A 17,785-nucleotide genomic window follows, 5' to 3' on the forward strand; every position below is an offset into this window, starting at 1 on the left:
TAATAAAAAGGATATCCAACTGAATACCTGAGCTAATTGAAAGTCTATTAGTAACATAGATTGACATTGCAGCCAGTACTTCAATTAACAAACATGATAATAGAAGGTCTCATGATCATTAAGCAGACTCAGATAAATCGTTCACGAATACTAAAACGATATGCAATGGATCAAACACGCTATCAAGTTCTCGCATTTTTATACATTTGAGAAATAATACGAGAATCTAATCTACCTATACGACTAATGAATAGAATGTTTATCCCCCTTGTTGCCGCGGCAATGATGGCAATATCGGGCTGTTTCTCCGCAGCTCAGAATAGAACAGCAGCTGATGATACTACAGACAGCGCCGCGCTTGGAGCCTCCAGCGCACTCGCAGACTCCAACGCCAGAACGGCGGCTCCAGCGAACATAGACGAAATCAAGATCGCAGACGCAAATACAATACTCTCACGTAAACAGGTTCCGGTCTTATGCTACCACCAGATCCGGGATTGGAAAGCCACAGATTCAAAATCAGCAAAGGACTATATCGTGCCGGTGGAAACCTTCAAAGCACACTTAAAGATGCTCGCCGATAGTGGCTACCAGACCATTCTGCCGGATGAATACTATGCTTATCTCAACCTGGGCACACCCCTGCCGGAAAAACCGATCATGCTTACCTTTGATGATACGGAAGAGAATCAATATGCCATCGCCGCTCCCGAGATGAAGAAGCACGGCTTCAAAGCTGTTTATTTCATCATGACGGTTTCCCTTGGACGTCCTAAATATATGAGCAGAGATCAGGTGAAACAACTATCTGAAGCCGGGCATGTGATTTGCTCACATACCTGGGACCACCAGAACGTGAAAAAGTATAAAGGAGAAGACTGGGTTACCCAGATAGAGAAACCAACAAAAACACTGGAGTCCATTACCGGCAAGAAAGTGGAGCACTTTGCGTACCCATTCGGCTTATGGAACCCAGAGGCTTTTCCGGAGCTTAAGAAGCGCGGCTTTAAATCAGCTTATGTGCTGGCGGAAAAAAGAGATCCAGCCGACCCCTTGTTCACCATTAGAAGGATTATTGCGAGTGGATACTGGGATGCAAAGCGTTTGAATAATAGCATCCAGAGAAGCTTCTAGCCCCTTTGCACTAGAAGTTTCAGGAGTTACTAGCTACGTCACACAACATTGGTTAAGTCTCGAGGATATAAGATCACACGAATGTCGCGTTTCATCAAGTAAAAAAACATTGTAGCCCCTGTGAATCAAGAGCGTTGTGGTTCCTGTAACTTATAAAGAAGCTATGGTGATAAACAACGGCAATGTTTTCTAAAACACATTAACCACGGTATATGCTTTCTGATTAAACGTAAATACTTCACCCACGCGCTTACCGAGCATCAACTGACCCACCGGCGAAGCCGCTGAAATTGCAAACGCGGTCTTACCCGAAACACTAAGCTGTCCGACACTGATTGAAAGGTAAAACAAGCCCTGGTTTGTTTCCACTAAGCTCCCATTTTTCACAACTTCCGAGACGGGAACATCGGCAAGACTTTTCAATAGACCCAAATTCTGCTGTGCATCTGCCAACAGTTTTTTGTTTCTGAAAATATCCTGTTGCATCATCTCCCTGGTGGTTTCAAACTTGTCGCCAGCACTACTCTTGGTGTCATCGTTGCTGGCTTCCTGCGCCTGCGCAAGCGCAGTTTCTGCGGTTTCAATCCGTCCCTCAATGAAACGCAAACAGGCATCATATAAGGCTGCTTTCAATGCTTCCATACTATGCTTCTATCCATTTAACCTTCTGTGCCATTGGCGTTCTTTTAGCTTCCGCAGCAGGGGCATTGTGGTATCCCAGGTAGAATACGCCGTACACTTTCTCATCATCCTGCAGTTCCAGGAACTCAGGCATGTTAGCCACTGGACCGGGCGAGCTCCAGTAAGCCCCAATATTCATTGCTTCAGCAGTAAGCGCCATGTTCTGAACCGCACAAGCCAGCGCAGCAACTTCCTCCCATTCCGGCAGCAGTGCTGGGTGCAATTGGGCCTTCAACACGATCACACAACTCGACTGCTGGAACTTAAGGCCAAAGGAGTCATATTTCTTTTGCAGGAACAACTCCGCTGGTGTATGCGCTTTGTATGCTCTAGCAAGCTCCTCACCTAGTCTTGTCTTGCCTTCTTTGCGGAAAACAGAGAACCTCCAGGGTTGCGTTAACTTATGTGTAGGTGCGTAATTTGCGCTTTCCAGAATGGTTTCTATAGATTCAACTGAAATCTCCTCCTGGATAAAACTTACCGGAAAAACACTTCTTCTTCTCTTAATGATGCTTTGTAATACTTCTAACTCTTTTTCCATAACAAGCAGCAAAGCTAACCAATTTCCAGTTATGCTGGAATCCCCTTCCTTGCAAGCGTAAAAAGAATACTATCAGCTCTTTAGCCGTTTTATAAATTATGCCTACCTTTGCGGATATTTTCTATATATGATATCAGTATCCAATTTATCCCTGCGTTACGGTAAACGTACCCTTTTTGAAGACGTAAACTTAAAATTCACCCAAGGCAACTGCTACGGTGTGATTGGTGCCAACGGCGCAGGTAAATCAACATTTCTAAAAATCCTTTCTGGTGAAGTCACACAAACTTCCGGCAGCATCGCCATCACGCCTGGTGAAAGAATGGCTGTACTGAAGCAGAATCACTATGAGTTTGACGAATATTCCGTAATAGAAACCGTGATGATGGGACATACTGAACTGTATGCCATCATGAAAGAAAAAGATGCCATTTATCTTAAAGAAGACTTCAGCGATAAAGACGGCGAACGTGCTGGTGAACTGGAGAACCGCTTCGCTGAGATGGACGGCTGGAACATGGAGAGCAATGCAGCGACCATGCTGAGCAACCTTGGTATAAAAGAAGAAGACCACTATAAATTGCTTAAAGAACTTGATGGTAACCAAAAGGTACGTGTGCTTCTTGCGCAGGCGCTATTTGGTAACCCGGATATTCTATTGCTGGATGAGCCTACCAACGACCTTGACATCGAGACCATCGCTTGGTTGGAGAACTTCCTTGCAGACTACGAGAACATCGTATTGGTGGTTTCCCACGATAGGCACTTCCTGGATGCCGTGTGTACCCACATTGTAGACATAGACTTCAGTAAAATGAGTATTTACTCTGGTAACTATACCTTCTGGTATGAATCCAGTCAGCTAGCGTTAAAACAACGTAGCGACCAAAACAAGAAGTTGGAAGAGAAAGTGAAAGAACTTCAGGAGTTTATTCAACGATTCAGTGCGAATGCTTCGAAGTCCAAACAAGCAACTTCCCGTAAGAAAGCACTTGATAAGATCGACATCTCCGAGATTAAAGCTTCAAGTCGTAAATACCCGGCAATTCTGTTCAACAACCTTGGCCGTGAAGCAGGTGATCAGATCCTTCAGGTAGAGAACCTTTCACATAGCGCCAATGGAGAAGTGATGTTCAAGAACATCAACTTCATGGTAAATAAAGGTGATAAAATTGCCATTCTTTCACAGAATAGCCTTGCAACAGCTGCATTCTACAACGTATTAACCGGCAGAGAAAAAGACTACACCGGCGATTTCAAGTTCGGTATTACGATCAGCGTAGCTGATATCCCGAACGACAATTCGCAGTACTTCGAAGGCAAGGACATGAACCTGGTTGACTGGCTTCGTGAATATTCAAACACGGATCAGGATGAGCAGTTTGTAAGAAGCTTTCTGGGCCGGATGTTATTCTCCGGAGAAGAGGTGTTGAAGAATGTTAAAGTACTATCAGGAGGTGAAAAGATGCGTTGTATGTTCTCGCAGATGATGCTTAAACATGCCAACCTGTTGCTTTTCGATGAGCCAACCAACCACCTTGACCTAGAGTCCATCACCGCATTGAACAACGGTATGAAAGACTTCAAAGGCACGATCCTGTTTACTTCACGAGATCATGCATTAACGGAATCTGTAGCGACAAGAATCATCGAGATTACTCCGAAAGGTACCATCGACAAGATGATGAGTTACGACGACTACATCAACAGCCCTGATGTTCAAGCATTAAGAGCAGAGATGTACAAATAAAGAATACAGCACTGCCCGGTCATTCCGGGCATTCATCAAAAAAGAAAGGCTGCTCCGATGAGGAACAGCCTTTCTTTTTTATACCAACCCGTTTAAAGCATCAAGCTTAAAACAGCATTGCTATTATTAGTGACCTGAGTGGCCGTCAGCTCCGTGTGCGTGACCGTGGGCCAGCTCTTCCTGAGTTGCTTCACGAACGGTAAGGATTTTACCAGAGAAGATTAGGTTTTTACCAGCCATAGGGTGGTTTAGATCTACTGAAATGGAATCTTCATGAACACCGGTTACACCAGCTCTGAAGTGATTACCTTCATTATCCTGAAGTGGAATGATATCACCAACTGCAGGAAGATCAACTTCTTTAAACATTTCTTTAGGCAAATCAGCGAAAGCACCTGGATCGATAGCACCATAGCCATCTTCAGCTGTAAGCTCAAAGCTATAATCATCACCGGCGTTCAAACCAGCTAAATGCTCTTCAAATTTTGGCAACATCATGCCAGTTCCGTACATAAAAACCAAAGCATTTTGCTCATCAGCTTTCTCTACAAAAACTTGTTGACCTTCTGCATTTGTGGTATGCAGTTCGTACGTTAATGAAACTACGGTGTTAGGTTTAATAGTCATTACAATCTTTTTTAGTTAATAAATTTTAGTGCTTCTTCAACTGTACTTACAGGCAGCTGACATGCTTTATTGCGGCAAATATAGATTTTTGTTTCTATGCTTTCTTTATTTCTTAACAATGGAAGCGTTGTATTTGTTCCTGCTAAGATTATTTTGTTCGGCAAGTATAAGGAACTGAGCGCTTTTAGCACAGCGGACTGATCCGCACCAGTAATTGCCACTTCTGTGATGCCATAAACCGCATTCAGCAGTTGAATAGCCCAGTTGGAATAGGCAGAACCATAAGTTTTGATCTGTGGCAGTATCGCAAGTAACATTGCCTCTGCCTTCTCCGAATAGTTATCGTGATCAAAGTACAAGCCTAAACGCTGGAGGTTCTGCGCCATCACCGAGTTTGAAGCAGGAATAACATTATCCATCAGTTCATGTTTCCTTGCAATGAGCGTCTCCGCGGAATTCGGCGTGTAAAAGAACATCGGCCCTGCAGGATCAGTAAAATGTTTGATCACATAATCTGTAAGGCCTTTTGCTTCATATAACCAGGACTCTGCAAAATCCGCCTGATATAAGCTGATCAAAGCATCTATCAAAAATGCATAATCATCCAGGAAGGCGTCAATGCTTGCCTTACCGTTCTTGTAATTACGATACAAACCGCCGTCCTGCGTTCTCATATTGGCCAGTATAAAACGCGCCGAAGTAGTCGCCATCTCCAACCACCCGGCTTCGCCGCAACCCACCGAAGCTTCAGCAAGCCCTTTAATCGTCATAGCGTTCCAGGAAGTCAGACATTTATCATCCAAGCCGGGCCTTACCCTCCGGGATCTTTGCTCCAGCAGCTTTTCCTTACTGCGCTGCAGGACAACCTGCCATTGCTCTAGCGTAAGTCCGTGTTCAGCTGCAAACAGGGCATCATCCAGTTTCTTTATCAAAATATTGGTTTGTTCCTCCTCCCAGTTACCTTCAGAACTTACCTGGTAATAGCTATTGATTAAACCGGCGTCAGGACCAAGAACACCTTCGATCTCCTCCTTATCCCACACGTAGAACTTACCCTCTACGCCTTCACTGTCCGCATCCAGAGCCGAATAGAATAGTCCTTCCGGCGAGCTCATCTCGCGGGCAAGCCAGTCTGCCGTTTCCGTTATAATGGCCCGGTATTTTGAAGCTTTAGTCAGCTGATATGCTTCAGCGTACAGGCTTAGCAGCTGCCCATTATCGTACAACATCTTCTCAAAATGCGGCACATGCCAATATTCATCTACCGAGTACCTCGCAAAACCGCCACCAAGCTGATCATAAATCCCGCCATAAGCCATCTTATCAAGGGTCAGCAAAGCAGCCTGAAGTGTTTGCTGATGCCCGCTAAGCTGACTGAACCTTAACATGAACAACCAATTGTTTGGCAGCGGGAACTTCGGTGCAGCCTGATGGCCGCCCTCTTCCAGGTCAAACCGCTCCATCCAGGGATTTACGATCGCCTGCAGCTGTGTCACGTCAAAGGGTTCCGGAAACACATTCGGGACAATCCTTTCGGCGGCGGCGATCCCTTCCGTAAGGCGGTCAGCGTATTGTAGTGCTTTCGCCGGTTCATTCGCCCAGAGGGCCGCAACGTTTTCCAGAATATTCATCCAATCGGTCTTCCTGAAATAGGTGCCACCGTAAATGGGCCGCTGGTCAGGCAGGCAGATGCAGTTCAGCGGCCATCCCCCACTACCAGTCATCAGCTGTATCGCCAGCATGTAAATCTGGTCAATGTCCGGCCGCTCCTCCCGATCTACCTTTATACACACATAGTGTTTATTCATCACCTCGGCAACCTCTTCCAGTTCAAAGCTCTCCCGCTCCATCACATGGCACCAGTGGCAAGCCGAATAGCCGATGCTTATCAACAGCAGCTTGTTCTCCAGCTTCGCTTTTTCAAGCGCTTCCGGCCCCCATTCGTACCAGTCTACCGGATTATGGGCATGCTGCAACAGGTATGGTGATGAGGCATGGATCAGTTTATTTGGTTCCGCTTTCATGAAATAAAGGTAACGAGATAATTGCTACTTTTACGGAAAGACCTATAGAATGAAGATTACTTCGATTGACATCTACCGCTTCAGCATCCCCATGGAGCCCTTTGTTATTGCAACCGGCACCATGCATTTCGCGCAAAATACACTCTTGAAGATCCATACCGATGCCGGCATCATTGGCATTGGTGAATGTTCCGCCTTTCCAATGATCGTCGGTGAAACACAGGATACCTGCATCATCATGGCCAGGCTGTTCGCCAAACAGCTGATCGGAAAAGACCCGCTGGAAATCCCAGATCGCATGGACGACCTGCTTGCCGCTGCTGCACACAACAGCACAATCAAAAGTGCCTTCGACATGGCGCTTTTCGACATCGCTGCAAAACACGCTAAGCTGCCATTATACAAGTTTCTTGGCGGTCATCATAAAACCGTGGAGACAGACATGACCATCGGCATCAACACGCCAGAGAAGATGGCAGAAGCAGCGCTGAAGATCAGAAATCAAGGCTGTAATTTTCTGAAGGTGAAGCTGGGCAAAAACTACATGGAAGATATTGAACGTGTAAAGCAAATCCGTGCAGCTGTAGGACCTGAGATGAACATTCGCCTGGATGCCAATCAAGGCTGGACATTCGACGAGGCATTGCTTGCGCTTGGCCAAATGGCGCAGTATGATATCGAATTCTGCGAGCAGCCTATGCGTACCTGGTACGACGACCGCCTGCCCGAGCTTCATCTAAACTCCCCGGTAAAGATCATGGCCGATGAAAGCTGCTACAATCATCATGATGCCAGAAAGCTGGTGAATAGTCAATCCTGCAGTTACATCAACATCAAGTTCTCCAAATCTGGTGGCATCCTGGAAGCGCAGAAAATCCATGAGGTATCCCTTCAAAGTGGTATAAAATGTATGATTGGTGCCATGCTGGAGAGCAGAATTGCCCTAAGTGCCAAGCTACACTTTGCGCTCGCCAGTCCGAATGTGGTCTTCTATGACCTGGATACCTGCCTGCTGGGCCACTTAATAGATCCCGTAATTGGTGGATTGACCTTTGAAGGCTATCACCTGACGGTTCCCGACACCATCGGCATTGGCGCAGACGCTGATCCAGCTTTCCTGGAGCGATGCGAAAAATGGACGGTAGATGCAACTACTTAATCAATAATTGCTGAAATGCGACACTGTCGCCACGAAAAGCATTAAAGTCCACAACATGGTTGATACCGGTAATCCGTGCTTTATCGGAGTGCTGCCAGAAGAACCAGTTTGCACTCGCATCGATATTCAGCTGCGATTTATAATAGTGTGCAATCCATAACGGATATTCATCAAAATAACCCTTCAGGTAATCATTATAGTAGGTAAGGCCAGAGTAAATGATCGGCTTTACCTTCGTTTTGCCTTCTACATGATCTATAAAGGCCTTTAACTCCTTGCGCATTTCCGCAGGTGTAGCGCCACTCAGGTGCTCTACATCAACCACTGGTGGCAAATCGCCCGCTTCAAAGTTTACCGTTTGCAAAAATAATCTCGCCTGCTGTTTACCCGACTTGGAGGGCCGGAAGAAATGATATGCGCCACAAACAATACCCACCTTTGCAGCCTCGCGCCAGTTGCGTTGGAAATAGGGGTCAACGCTTGCCAACCCCTCAGTAGCCTTTATGATCGCAAAACTCACCTGCACTCCATCCTCTTTCATGGCACGAACTTTTTGCCAGTCGATCTTACCTTGGTAATACGATACATCAATACCATGAATATTGTAAGCTACGGGGATCTTAATTTCGAAGCTGTTATAGGTTCGATAGTTTGGATCTTCACCAATGTCCAACACCCAGCGCCAGGTTGAACTGAAGCCTTTTAGAATATAGCCATAGTAGAAGGGCGATAGCAACACCAATAAAGCTGCCGCGATGCCAAACTTGACATATGCCGGCACAGGTTTCTTTTTAGGTTTTCGCTTCCGAGAAACCGGCTTTTTTGAAACCGCTGCTTTACGCTTTACAGGTCCGCCGCCAGCACGGAGTGGATTAGGAATTTCCTCAACAGCAGAGTTTTGATCAGGTCTTTTTACTGGCGGCACGGTGTAAAATTACGAAAAGCCAGAAACTTTCTGCGGCATATAACGTAATGTATATACAACCGCCTGTTTATGAACCCATATACATTGGAACTAGCACTGCTCGGACTTGCCGCAATGGGCATGGTCTGGATCCCTGCTTTAACAAAAGACCGAGGCATCTCCTACGCCATCGTTTATATGTTGTTTGGGATGTTACTCTACAAGATCGTTCCTGACCATTTGCCCCCTGCTGATCCGGGACACCATGGTACGCTAACCATGCATTTTGCAGAGACTGTTGTAATTATTTCCTTAATGGGTACTGGCATCAAGCTGGACCGCCCATTTTCCTGGAAGAACTGGGCCTCTCCCCTGCGGCTTATCACCATAGCAATGATTCTTGGAATGGCTGCAGCTACCTGGATCGGCTATAGCCTTCTTGGTTTAAGTATCGCCTCCGCAGTGCTTCTTGGAGCCGTACTTGCACCAACAGATCCGGTACTCGCTTCCGATGTGCAGGTGGGGCCGCCCAATGAAAAGCGAAAATCAGAAACCAAGTTCGCACTCACTGCCGAAGCTGGTTTGAACGATGGTATGGCCTTTCCATTTGTTTGGATGGCCATATTCCTGACCATGAACCAGCTTTCGACAACTGGTGAATGGCTTACCTGGGCCGGATACGATGTGTTATATAAAGTATTCGCTGGTATTGCTATAGGCTGGGCCTTCGGCCGGGGCGTGGGCTACTTACTCTTCGATCTATCCGCAAAATATAAATTCCTGAAAACCACTGACGGCTTTCTGGCACTTTCCTTAACCTTTCTTGTATATGGTGTAACCGAACTCCTGCAGGGCTATGGCTTCTTCGCCGTATTCATCTGCGCAGTAAACCTGCGCCATTATGAAAAGGGTCATGAGTTCCATTCCGAACTCCACTCCTTTACAGACCAGATTGAAAGGCTCCTGATTGCGGTGCTGTTGATATTATTCGGTGGGAGTTTAGTAAGCGGGATTTTGGATGCACTTACCTGGAAAATGGCGCTGTTTGCTGTTGGCTTTGTGTTCATTGTACGCCCGCTTACGGGTTTAATCGGGCTCTACAAGCGAGATATTCATATTAAAGAAAAGCTTGCCATAAGCTTCTTTGGCATTCGTGGTATGGGGTCCATTTTCTACCTGGCATTCGCCTTTCATGAGGCAACCTTTGAGCACCAGGATGAACTATGGGCTGTAGTGGCCTTCACCATACTGCTATCCATTATCGTACACGGCATCAGCTCTACACCAATCATGAAACATTTAAAAACAACCCTGCCTGTAGAGCAGGTTCCGGAATAGCCTGGCTTAGCGGCTATGAAAGAGGTTTATTGTGGCAGTTTTCCATTTGATGTAACCCAACTTGGCACATACCTCGGCAGTCAATGCTTCTGCATTGGCCGGAACATCATTTACAATACGCCAGCGAACGCTATATTTGCTATTATAGCTGACATAAATAACCAGATCTTCAAAAATGGGCTCCACCGTTTCCATATGTTTGAGATGAACATCCTGCAGTTCCTCAGCAATGCGGTGCAGCCGCTCCTGCATCACCTTGGCTAGCGGAGCGCCAGGTTTTGGTTCTGGTTCAATGATTGGAACTACAGTGACTGTCATAAGCTACGGGTTACTACAAATATTAGTAAAAACCAGGAATATAACAATCTATGTGCCTTTTTGTTGCGCTTTTTCGATCAGGGCTTTTAACTCATAAAAGTCTTTTATCTGGTATTTTGCTAAATTAGATGGCTCCACACCAGCCCGGGCAATGTGCACCGTATTCATATTCAGATCATTACCGGCTTTTATTTCTGCCTCTGGATTGTCGCCAACAATCCAGATCTGCGCTGGCCTAAGCCCAGTTTGCTCAGAAATTTGTTTAAATAACCCGATTTTACCGATGCGGCTTTCCTGGTAAATGTCATCCACAAAGACACCATCGAAGTCACCTTCCTTGAAAAGTGTATCTACTTTAGCCTGCTGCAAATTGGGCACACCCGTAGTCACCAGGTACCGCTTACCAGGAATGGTTTTGATTACATGAAAATCGTCGTAAGTACTTAATTCGAAATTGTATTTGGTATGAAGCAGCGCATGTTTCGCTGCTTCATTCATTGCTGCTGTAAATCCGTATCGCTCAGCAACCACATCTACCGATAAACGGCGCATGGCTTTTAGAGCCTCTTCCAGTTTATCATCGGCCAGTGTAGCCTCATTTGCTTCACGTATTGCATCAAATAACGTATCAAAAGTTTCGTCAGGGACGGCACTTGCAGGAAGGATTGTTTCGTCGAGGTCGTAAATTATCGCAAGATCATTCATTCAGTTTGTTTACCGTAAAACAAACTAGGCCAGCTCCGGTTTTTTAAAACGAACAAAAAACGTTGAGCCTTTATTGATCTCGCTGTCTACCCAAACCTTCCCTTGATGTTTGGCCATGATCTTCTTCACAATCGACAAGCCAACACCCGTACCTTCAAACGCACTAACATCGTTTGCACGCGTAAACAGTTCAAAGATCTTGTCCTGTTCAGCGGGATCTATGCCAATCCCGTTATCCTGAATGGCATATTCAACTTCATTGCCATAGTCTTTGGCATTGATGTTCACCACCGGATTGCTCGCCTGTTTAGAATATTTTACGGCATTGCCGATCAGGTTTGAAAAGACTTGCATTACCATCGTTTCTTCGCCATAAATATCCTCCACACCGTTGATGTTGATCTCCACATCTGTGTCGTTATAAGAGATCAAGAGTTCCTGCTTCAGCTCATTGAGCAGGTTTTCCATATTCACCAGCTTATATTCAGACTGCCCCTGCCCTGCTTTGGAGTAACTTAGCACATCCTGTATCATGGATTGCATCTTTTCGGCGCCAGTAAGTATGCGCGAAACCATGTGTTGTGCTTTGGGTTCCAGCGTGAAGTTCCGCAGCAAGATCTGCGAATAACTCTTTATAGAAGATAGTGGATTTTTTAGATCATGAGAAATGGTGTAACTGAATGCATCCAGCTCATCATATGCTTCCTTAAGCTTCTCATTCAGCACCCGTAGTTCCGTAGCTTTCCTGCTAATCGCAAATCGGATCTCCTCTTTCAGCTGTAATGCAGACTGTAGTTCTTCATTTAACCAGGGAACTGCCGTTAAATGCACCTCATCCGACCAGATTTCAAAGGATTTACGCGGAGAGATGTCCATAAGATCATTTCCAGTAAACTCAACCGCTTTGTCAGGATTTCCGGCCCAGTTAACGGTAGTGATCACCTCCGGACGGAACCAGATCATGTACTCACCGAGTTCTCTGGACAGTCGGCAGGCAAGCATGCCACTACCGATTTCCTTATATTGAATGGCATCTGGATAGATCTCCGAAAGTTTCTGTGTAGCATAGATATCAGGCTCCATGTTTTCATCAAGCCAGTCTACCAGATTATTTAAAAATGCAAGCTCCGGAACGCTGCCCTTGGTGTGGAGTTCATTATCGAAAAACATAGCCACACCAGTAGCGTCGACCGCATCCAGCAAGGTACATTCATATTTGAACAGTGCGTCTAGAATATTGTTCTCACGGATCAGCTGCCGGGTCAATACATCCGTAGCAACCTTAAATCGCGCTGCATTCTGCTCGTCCTGTTCCAGAATCCGGAAACTTAATGCAGACGACAATACCTGCCCGATCAGCTTTGCTGCGTCACGTTCTTTATAGTTGATAAACCTTGGCGTATAGTTGTGACAAGCAATCAGTCCCCACAATTCATCTTCATGAACCAGCGAGATGCTAAAGCTGGAAGCAACCCCCATGTTCTTCAAGTACTGAATATGTATCGGCGATACCGCGCGCAAGGCAGAGTTGGTAAGATCAAGCGGTGCCTTGTCCATCTCCAGCATGGTCACAATGGCCGAAGGTGTAGTATATACATTACTGATCAACCTGGTCAGATTTTTTTTGTATAGTTCCCGCGCCTGTTTAGGGATGTCCGTAGCAGGGTAATGCAAGCCTAGAAAAGGTTCCAGGTTGTCGTTCTTCACCTCTGCCACCACTTCACCGTGTCCATCCGCATGGAATTTATAGATCATCACGCGGTCGTAGCCAATAACCTCCTTGATCTTGCTTACCGATTTATTCAATATGCTGGAAGGCTGTATATCTGACAGCATCTCCGAAAGGGATCGACCAACAATACGTTGCAGGTCCGCCTTTAGATCCGAGATTTCCGGTTCAAACTCCAGCAGGTAAAATTGCTCAGACCTGGAAATGATCAGGTTAAAAGGTAATCCACCAATGGTTAATGGGTATGGATTGAAAGGCTCGAAGCCTTTATCGCTTTGCGCCAGTTTGATCAGTTGAATGATAAAGTTTGGCGGTTCCGTTCTTCTCAGGTAACTATCCAACACGCCTGCAGGCTGGTTCAACAGTGCAGTTGCAGGGATGCCAAAGAAGTTCACTACATTTTCACTGCAGTAAGTGATTCGGAATGTTCCATCAATGGCAATCAGGAACCCGTGATCCTGAACTTTTCCAGGAATGTGAATGGGTTCACGGCTGCAATTTTCTAAGGTTGGTACAAACATCTTTTAAATTTAGAGATCATTTTTTTCCATCCAAAGCCTGAATTTGCCAAATGTTTCATTGGCGGCTTCGGTGATTTCATCTGCCGCCTTTTGACTGGCTGCATGATGCTCAAGCACGGCTTTAAACTTTTCCCACATCGCCATGGTTTGCTCACCATAACTCTTGAAAAAAGATATTCCTGCATCATCATCTAAAGCGAGCTGTTTGGAGATCATTTTACTGATTACCTGCCCACCCAGTGTAGATCCTTCTATGACATACAGCGCGCCAAAAGCCTGCAGCATGCTTCCGATTTCCGGAAGATCAACAGCCGTAGCTTTTTCAGGAACAACCCCGTTCAAAGCCAGTATGTCGTTCTTGATGCTTTCCGTTTTTCGACGTTCAGCGTAGTCCGGTAACTGATCAAGGCCAATAAATTGGTTGATTTGGTCTTCCAACGCAGCGAAATAAGCATAAAAGATCTGTAAAATGTTAATGTAATCGTCGGGACTTTTCATCCCTTTTAATTTAACAATCAGATGCTTCTCCAATTGCTGGTGGTTCGACAGCGTCTCAGACTTCAGCTGCTCTAAAAGATTAATTGTAATCAACGTGATACTGTATTGAATGTAAAATACAAATGTAAGAAATCCTTTTAACTGGTTTCTTCACTCATGTATTCTTTAACTTTTGCGAGTGTTTCCTTGCTGATACTTTCGATGGATGAAAGCAACACTGGGATTTGCGGATCCTCAAGGCTTTCCGATTTCTTCAGCAGCAGGTGTGTAAATGTAGGTATAAAACCCAGGGTTCCGGCCAGATCATGGCGCAAGGTACGGCGCCGTAGCTCCCTGGCTTCCTTTGTTTCTTTTTCCGCAGCCTCCCGGTTACGCTCCAGGGTGATGTCTTTCAGATAACCAATTACCAGGCGTGAAGAAGCTTGCTGATCCATCGTAAGCGTCAATTCTACCACATGCATGGTTTTGTCTGGTAGTTTAAATCCAAATTCCAGCTGCTGCAGTTTTCCCGTTTCAAGAGCACAGATCGTTTTCTCTATTCGGGAACGGTCTTCTTTATTAATCATTTTCTGCAAACGTTCCGTTTGCAGACCTTCCGGTTTCAGCTGAAAGTAACTGTAAAATGCAGGATTAGCATACGCCATTTCCCTGCTATCCAGATTTAAGATAAAGCAGGCACGGGGATCAAGATCTATAAGAGTTAAAAGTGCAGATTCTGGTTTCACCAATACAAAGATGCAGGTGCTTAAACTTTTGGCTACCTGGCAGAGTTACCATACATAAATCGTTCCAATCCCTTTGCCCCTCCATTCAGACATGCGTGGCAGGCGGTAAGCAAATGATACAGATCTGCCTAACCAAATACGGACTTCGCCTTCATAATCGCTTTCTCCAGATCAATCCCTTCGCCTAAAGCGCCTTTAAAAAGATCACCTTCAACCTTCAGCCGGTCCAAGGCATTAAAGATCGTAAAGTCGCTCATCTTCAAGCCAGGCTTCAACTCCTCCCAATGTAATGGCATTGAGACCGTTGCGCCAACTTTTGGCCTTAAAGAATACGGGCCCGCAATGGTTGCTCCCGGACGGTTCTGTAAGAAATCCAGATACATCTTTCCTTTGCGGTTTGAGATCATTCGTTCCAAACTGGTGTACTCCGGTATCTCTTCATGAACCCGGTTTACCAGTATCCTTGCAAAAAGCTGTGTCTGCTCATAGGTGTATTTCGCCCCCATTGGGATGTAAATGTGGATTCCGGTGGAGCCGGAGGTCTTGCAAAATGATGGAACATCGATGGCATCCAACAACTTTTTTACAATGAGCGCAGCCTCAATGACCTGATCGAAGGTGTTTTTGTCAGGGTCCAGATCGATGACACAATAGTCAGGGTTGTCAGGCGACTGTACCCTGCTGAACCATGGATTCATTTCTATACAGCCCAGTGAGGCCATCCAAAGTAGTGTAGCTTCATCATCCCCGACCAGGTATTCTTTGTCTTCGCCATCGCTAGTCCGGTAAGGGAAAGTTTTTGCCCACTCTGGTGCTTTGTTCTTCACATCTTTTTGGTAAAAGCTGGGGCCATGAATGCCGCCGGGAAAGCGGTTCAGTGACAAAGGCCGGTCTTTCAGATAAGGGAGGATATATTCCGCGATCTGGTAATAGAAATTAAACATATCCCGTTTGGTTACCTTGTCCTCGGGCCAGTAAACTTTACTCAAATTGCTGAATTTTAGGTCATGTCCACACACCTTGCGCACCTGTGTTTCATCCTTAGGGTTCAATAGCGTCTTGCGCTCCTTCGTTGCAGGCGGTTTTATGGCCTCCACATGTTTATCCTTCTTAACTGTTGTTTTCTGCGCTTCCTCCACAACCTCTTCTGTAGCAACCGCAGTTTCCCGGGTAACATCTTTCGCTTTCTTGTCGATCCGCATGCCCTGGAAGGAAGGATGACGGAAAACGCCATCTGTGGTTACCTCACTAAAAGCCACTTCACATACGAGCTCAGGTTTTAGCCAGGTGGCTTTCGCCTTCGGCGGATTTGGACGGAACCTGGACCCTTTATTCACATCAGGAATGGCTTCAAATGGACTCTCATCAGTAATCAAGGGCTTAAAGGCAGCCATCATTTCCTTCTGCAACTTATCAGAAAAGCCGGTACCAACCTTACCCACATACTGCAACCGCCCTTGTTCATAAACCCCAAGTAACAGCGAGCTGAATAGCTTCGAGGTATCCTCATTCTTCGTATAACCGGCAATTACAACTTCCTGGCGCTTATGCACCTTAACTTTGAGCCATTGCTTAGATCGCGAATCCACAGCATAGGTACTGTCTTTCTTTTTGGCGATGATGCCTTCAAGCTCCATCTTCTCCGCAGCATGGAAAAACTCAATACCATCCGCGTTGAAGACCGGGCCCATCCGAAGGCGGTCATCATCTGTTGGAAGAATATCCTTTAAGATCGCTTGCCGCTGGTATAAAGGCATATCCATGAGGTTTTTTCCCTCGTACCAGAGCAAATCAAATACATAGTACACCAGATCCCCATCGGCCTCGCTGCGCCAGTTCTGTAGCTGACCAAAGTTTGAACGGCCTTTTTCATCAAGCACCAGGATCTCGCCATCAAGCACGGCATTTATCGTAGCATTGCTCAGGATATCATGTATCGGGTAGAACTTATCATTAAAGGACTTTTTGTTTCTGGACATCAGTTCCACATTTCCTTTGTTGATGTAGGCCAAGGCACGATAGCCATCCCATTTCACCTCATACTGCCAATCCGGATCATCAAAAGGTTCATCCACAAGTGTCGCAAGCATAGGTTTCATGTTCGTCGGCATCTTCGCTTTGGGTGCTGATTTCAGCAGGTCGGCAACGTTTATGCTATTCTGGGCTTTTTCCTCCGGTTCATTTCCAATTGCTGCTGCAGGCTCAGGAATTGCCGTCTTCTTTTTTGCAGGCTTCCCGGATGCAGCCGCTTTTGCTTTAGTGGTTTTTGTAGCTTTTGCAGGTTTCTCCACATCCTGCTCCTTTCCGGCCTTCCAGACCTTTTCACTGGTTTTTTCCATGATTTCAATGGTCTTGCCCGAAAGCACAGACTTGTCTTCCTTGGTAATATCCTTTGCCGAAGCAAATTCATCTTTATGTTTGATCAGGAGCCAGCCATTCTCCCCCATGCCGTTGGTTTTCACGAGTGCAAATTCCCCTTGAAGCTTCTTACCATGGAGTTTGATCTTTAGAGATCCTTCATGGAGCTGTTTTAGCAGGTGTTTTTCCTGCGCTTTTTTGCCTTTGATCTCCTCGATTGGTTCGTAGGTACCTTCATCCCAAACGATCACGGTTCCACCGCCATACTCCCCTTTCGGAATAATGCCTTCGAAGTTTTTATAATCGAAAGGATGATCCTCAACCATCATTGCGAGACGTTTATTTTTTGGATCTGTAGAAGGACCTTTGGGTACAGCCCAGCTTTTTAATACACCCTCCATCTCCAGACGGAAGTCATAATGCAGCCTGGAAGCGTCATGTTTTTGAATAACGAAGGTAAGTTTATCCTTGTCCTTGCTCTTTCCTGATTTCGGTTCAGCGGTTTTGCTGAAGTCCCGTTTCTCTACATATTTTTCCAGGCTCATAATCGTGTATTTGGTACGATTATAACAAAGCGGGTGCTGGAAAGGTTTGTAGCTATCTCGCCGAGGAGGCTTCAGCTGACCTAAGACATACCTGAAACAGAGCTTACACACGGCTTGCGTGGGTGAGGTGTGGGCGAGGTGTGCGTAAGGTCTGGGTAAGGTGTGCTTAATTGTACCATCAGGTTAAGGGCTGGCATAAATAAAAAAGGAGCCCGTATCATAGCAATA

At 45.8% G+C, this 17,785-nt stretch carries 15 protein-coding genes; 4 read left to right on the forward strand and 11 right to left on the reverse strand.

Translation table 11 applies throughout. From position 1 onward, the window contains the following. The first annotated feature begins 246 nt into the window (after nucleotides 1–246). Nucleotides 247–1,134, forward strand: coding sequence for a polysaccharide deacetylase family protein (locus AC5WJX_RS05110; RefSeq protein WP_494483632.1), 888 nt, complete (start codon nucleotides 247–249; stop codon nucleotides 1,132–1,134). 189 nt (nucleotides 1,135–1,323) lie between these two features. Here the strand turns inward: AC5WJX_RS05110 and AC5WJX_RS05115 are convergent, their stop codons facing one another. Both AC5WJX_RS05115 and AC5WJX_RS05120 read right to left on the reverse strand, forming a co-directional pair. Further along, on the reverse strand, nucleotides 1,324–1,776 hold the full coding sequence (locus AC5WJX_RS05115; RefSeq protein WP_494483633.1) for a 3-oxoacyl-ACP synthase: 453 nt from the start codon (nucleotides 1,774–1,776) through the stop codon (nucleotides 1,324–1,326). Nucleotide 1,777: 1 nt separating this feature from the next. Further along, nucleotides 1,778–2,356: a nitroreductase family protein gene (locus tag AC5WJX_RS05120; RefSeq protein ID WP_494483634.1), complete on the reverse strand. Its 579-nt coding sequence runs from the start codon at nucleotides 2,354–2,356 to the stop codon at nucleotides 1,778–1,780. Between the two features lie 127 nt (nucleotides 2,357–2,483). On the opposite strand from AC5WJX_RS05120, the gene AC5WJX_RS05125 reads away from it, so the two are divergent. Beyond that, on the forward strand, nucleotides 2,484–4,106 hold the full coding sequence (locus AC5WJX_RS05125; RefSeq protein WP_494483635.1) for an ABC-F family ATP-binding cassette domain-containing protein: 1,623 nt from the start codon (nucleotides 2,484–2,486) through the stop codon (nucleotides 4,104–4,106). A gap of 126 nt (nucleotides 4,107–4,232) precedes the next feature. Here the strand turns inward: AC5WJX_RS05125 and AC5WJX_RS05130 are convergent, their stop codons facing one another. Both AC5WJX_RS05130 and AC5WJX_RS05135 read right to left on the reverse strand, forming a co-directional pair. Then, on the reverse strand, nucleotides 4,233–4,733 hold the full coding sequence (locus AC5WJX_RS05130) for an FKBP-type peptidyl-prolyl cis-trans isomerase (protein ID WP_440430365.1): 501 nt from the start codon (nucleotides 4,731–4,733) through the stop codon (nucleotides 4,233–4,235). An 11-nt stretch (nucleotides 4,734–4,744) separates the two neighbouring features. Then, nucleotides 4,745–6,757 (reverse strand): thioredoxin domain-containing protein, encoded by a 2,013-nt coding sequence (locus AC5WJX_RS05135; protein ID WP_494483636.1) that lies wholly within the window; start codon nucleotides 6,755–6,757, stop codon nucleotides 4,745–4,747. Nucleotides 6,758–6,806: 49 nt separating this feature from the next. Between AC5WJX_RS05135 and AC5WJX_RS05140 the strand changes: the two genes are divergently transcribed. Next, complete coding sequence (locus AC5WJX_RS05140) at nucleotides 6,807–7,916, forward strand: mandelate racemase/muconate lactonizing enzyme family protein (protein WP_494483637.1); 1,110 nt, start codon at nucleotides 6,807–6,809, stop codon at nucleotides 7,914–7,916. Here AC5WJX_RS05140 and AC5WJX_RS05145 read toward each other — a convergent pair. After that, nucleotides 7,909–8,841: a glycoside hydrolase family 25 protein gene (locus AC5WJX_RS05145; protein ID WP_440430362.1), complete on the reverse strand. Its 933-nt coding sequence runs from the start codon at nucleotides 8,839–8,841 to the stop codon at nucleotides 7,909–7,911. The two genes, AC5WJX_RS05140 and AC5WJX_RS05145, sit on opposite strands and share 8 nt — an antisense overlap. Before the next feature lie 69 nt (nucleotides 8,842–8,910). Between AC5WJX_RS05145 and AC5WJX_RS05150 the strand changes: the two genes are divergently transcribed. Beyond that, on the forward strand, nucleotides 8,911–10,158 hold the full coding sequence (locus AC5WJX_RS05150) for a cation:proton antiporter (RefSeq protein WP_494483638.1): 1,248 nt from the start codon (nucleotides 8,911–8,913) through the stop codon (nucleotides 10,156–10,158). A gap of 6 nt (nucleotides 10,159–10,164) precedes the next feature. Here AC5WJX_RS05150 and AC5WJX_RS05155 read toward each other — a convergent pair whose 3' ends face one another. The 6 genes from AC5WJX_RS05155 to ligD form a co-directional block, all read right to left on the reverse strand. Continuing rightward, the gene (locus AC5WJX_RS05155) at nucleotides 10,165–10,476 is read right to left on the reverse strand and encodes a hypothetical protein (RefSeq protein ID WP_494483639.1); all 312 of its coding nucleotides are present in this window, start codon (nucleotides 10,474–10,476) and stop codon (nucleotides 10,165–10,167) included. A 48-nt stretch (nucleotides 10,477–10,524) separates the two neighbouring features. After that, nucleotides 10,525–11,181 (reverse strand): HAD family hydrolase, encoded by a 657-nt coding sequence (locus tag AC5WJX_RS05160; RefSeq protein ID WP_494483640.1) that lies wholly within the window; start codon nucleotides 11,179–11,181, stop codon nucleotides 10,525–10,527. 24 nt (nucleotides 11,182–11,205) lie between these two features. After that, nucleotides 11,206–13,431 (reverse strand): ATP-binding protein, encoded by a 2,226-nt coding sequence (locus AC5WJX_RS05165; RefSeq protein WP_494483641.1) that lies wholly within the window; start codon nucleotides 13,429–13,431, stop codon nucleotides 11,206–11,208. A gap of 9 nt (nucleotides 13,432–13,440) precedes the next feature. Further along, a complete protein-coding gene (locus AC5WJX_RS05170; RefSeq protein ID WP_494483642.1) occupies nucleotides 13,441–14,022 on the reverse strand; it encodes a biliverdin-producing heme oxygenase in 582 nt (193 codons plus the stop codon). A 44-nt stretch (nucleotides 14,023–14,066) separates the two neighbouring features. After that, entirely contained in the window at nucleotides 14,067–14,654 is a 588-nt protein-coding gene (locus tag AC5WJX_RS05175) for a PAS domain-containing protein (RefSeq protein WP_494483643.1), read from the reverse strand. Between the two features lie 128 nt (nucleotides 14,655–14,782). After that, entirely contained in the window at nucleotides 14,783–17,557 is a 2,775-nt protein-coding gene (gene ligD / locus AC5WJX_RS05180) for a DNA ligase D (protein WP_494483644.1), read from the reverse strand. Nucleotides 17,558–17,785: the final 228 nt, after the last annotated feature.

It is taken from the genome of Pedobacter sp. NEAU-ZC8, from assembly GCF_059278965.1.

Excerpts from the sequence above, each read along its gene's own strand:
- AC5WJX_RS05110 (WP_494483632.1), top strand. The coding sequence starts at position 247 with ATGAATAGAATGTTTATCCCCCTTGTTGCCGCGGCAATGATGGCAATA.
- AC5WJX_RS05115 (WP_494483633.1), bottom strand. The coding sequence starts at position 1,776 with ATGGAAGCATTGAAAGCAGCCTTATATGATGCCTGTTTGCGTTTCATT.
- AC5WJX_RS05120 (WP_494483634.1), bottom strand. The coding sequence starts at position 2,356 with ATGGAAAAAGAGTTAGAAGTATTACAAAGCATCATTAAGAGAAGAAGA.
- AC5WJX_RS05125 (WP_494483635.1), top strand. The coding sequence starts at position 2,484 with ATGATATCAGTATCCAATTTATCCCTGCGTTACGGTAAACGTACCCTT.
- AC5WJX_RS05130 (WP_440430365.1), bottom strand. The coding sequence starts at position 4,733 with ATGACTATTAAACCTAACACCGTAGTTTCATTAACGTACGAACTGCAT.
- AC5WJX_RS05135 (WP_494483636.1), bottom strand. The coding sequence starts at position 6,757 with ATGAAAGCGGAACCAAATAAACTGATCCATGCCTCATCACCATACCTG.
- AC5WJX_RS05140 (WP_494483637.1), top strand. The coding sequence starts at position 6,807 with ATGAAGATTACTTCGATTGACATCTACCGCTTCAGCATCCCCATGGAG.
- AC5WJX_RS05150 (WP_494483638.1), top strand. The coding sequence starts at position 8,911 with ATGAACCCATATACATTGGAACTAGCACTGCTCGGACTTGCCGCAATG.
- AC5WJX_RS05155 (WP_494483639.1), bottom strand. The coding sequence starts at position 10,476 with ATGACAGTCACTGTAGTTCCAATCATTGAACCAGAACCAAAACCTGGC.
- AC5WJX_RS05160 (WP_494483640.1), bottom strand. The coding sequence starts at position 11,181 with ATGAATGATCTTGCGATAATTTACGACCTCGACGAAACAATCCTTCCT.
- AC5WJX_RS05165 (WP_494483641.1), bottom strand. The coding sequence starts at position 13,431 with ATGTTTGTACCAACCTTAGAAAATTGCAGCCGTGAACCCATTCACATT.
- ligD (WP_494483644.1), bottom strand. The coding sequence starts at position 17,557 with ATGAGCCTGGAAAAATATGTAGAGAAACGGGACTTCAGCAAAACCGCT.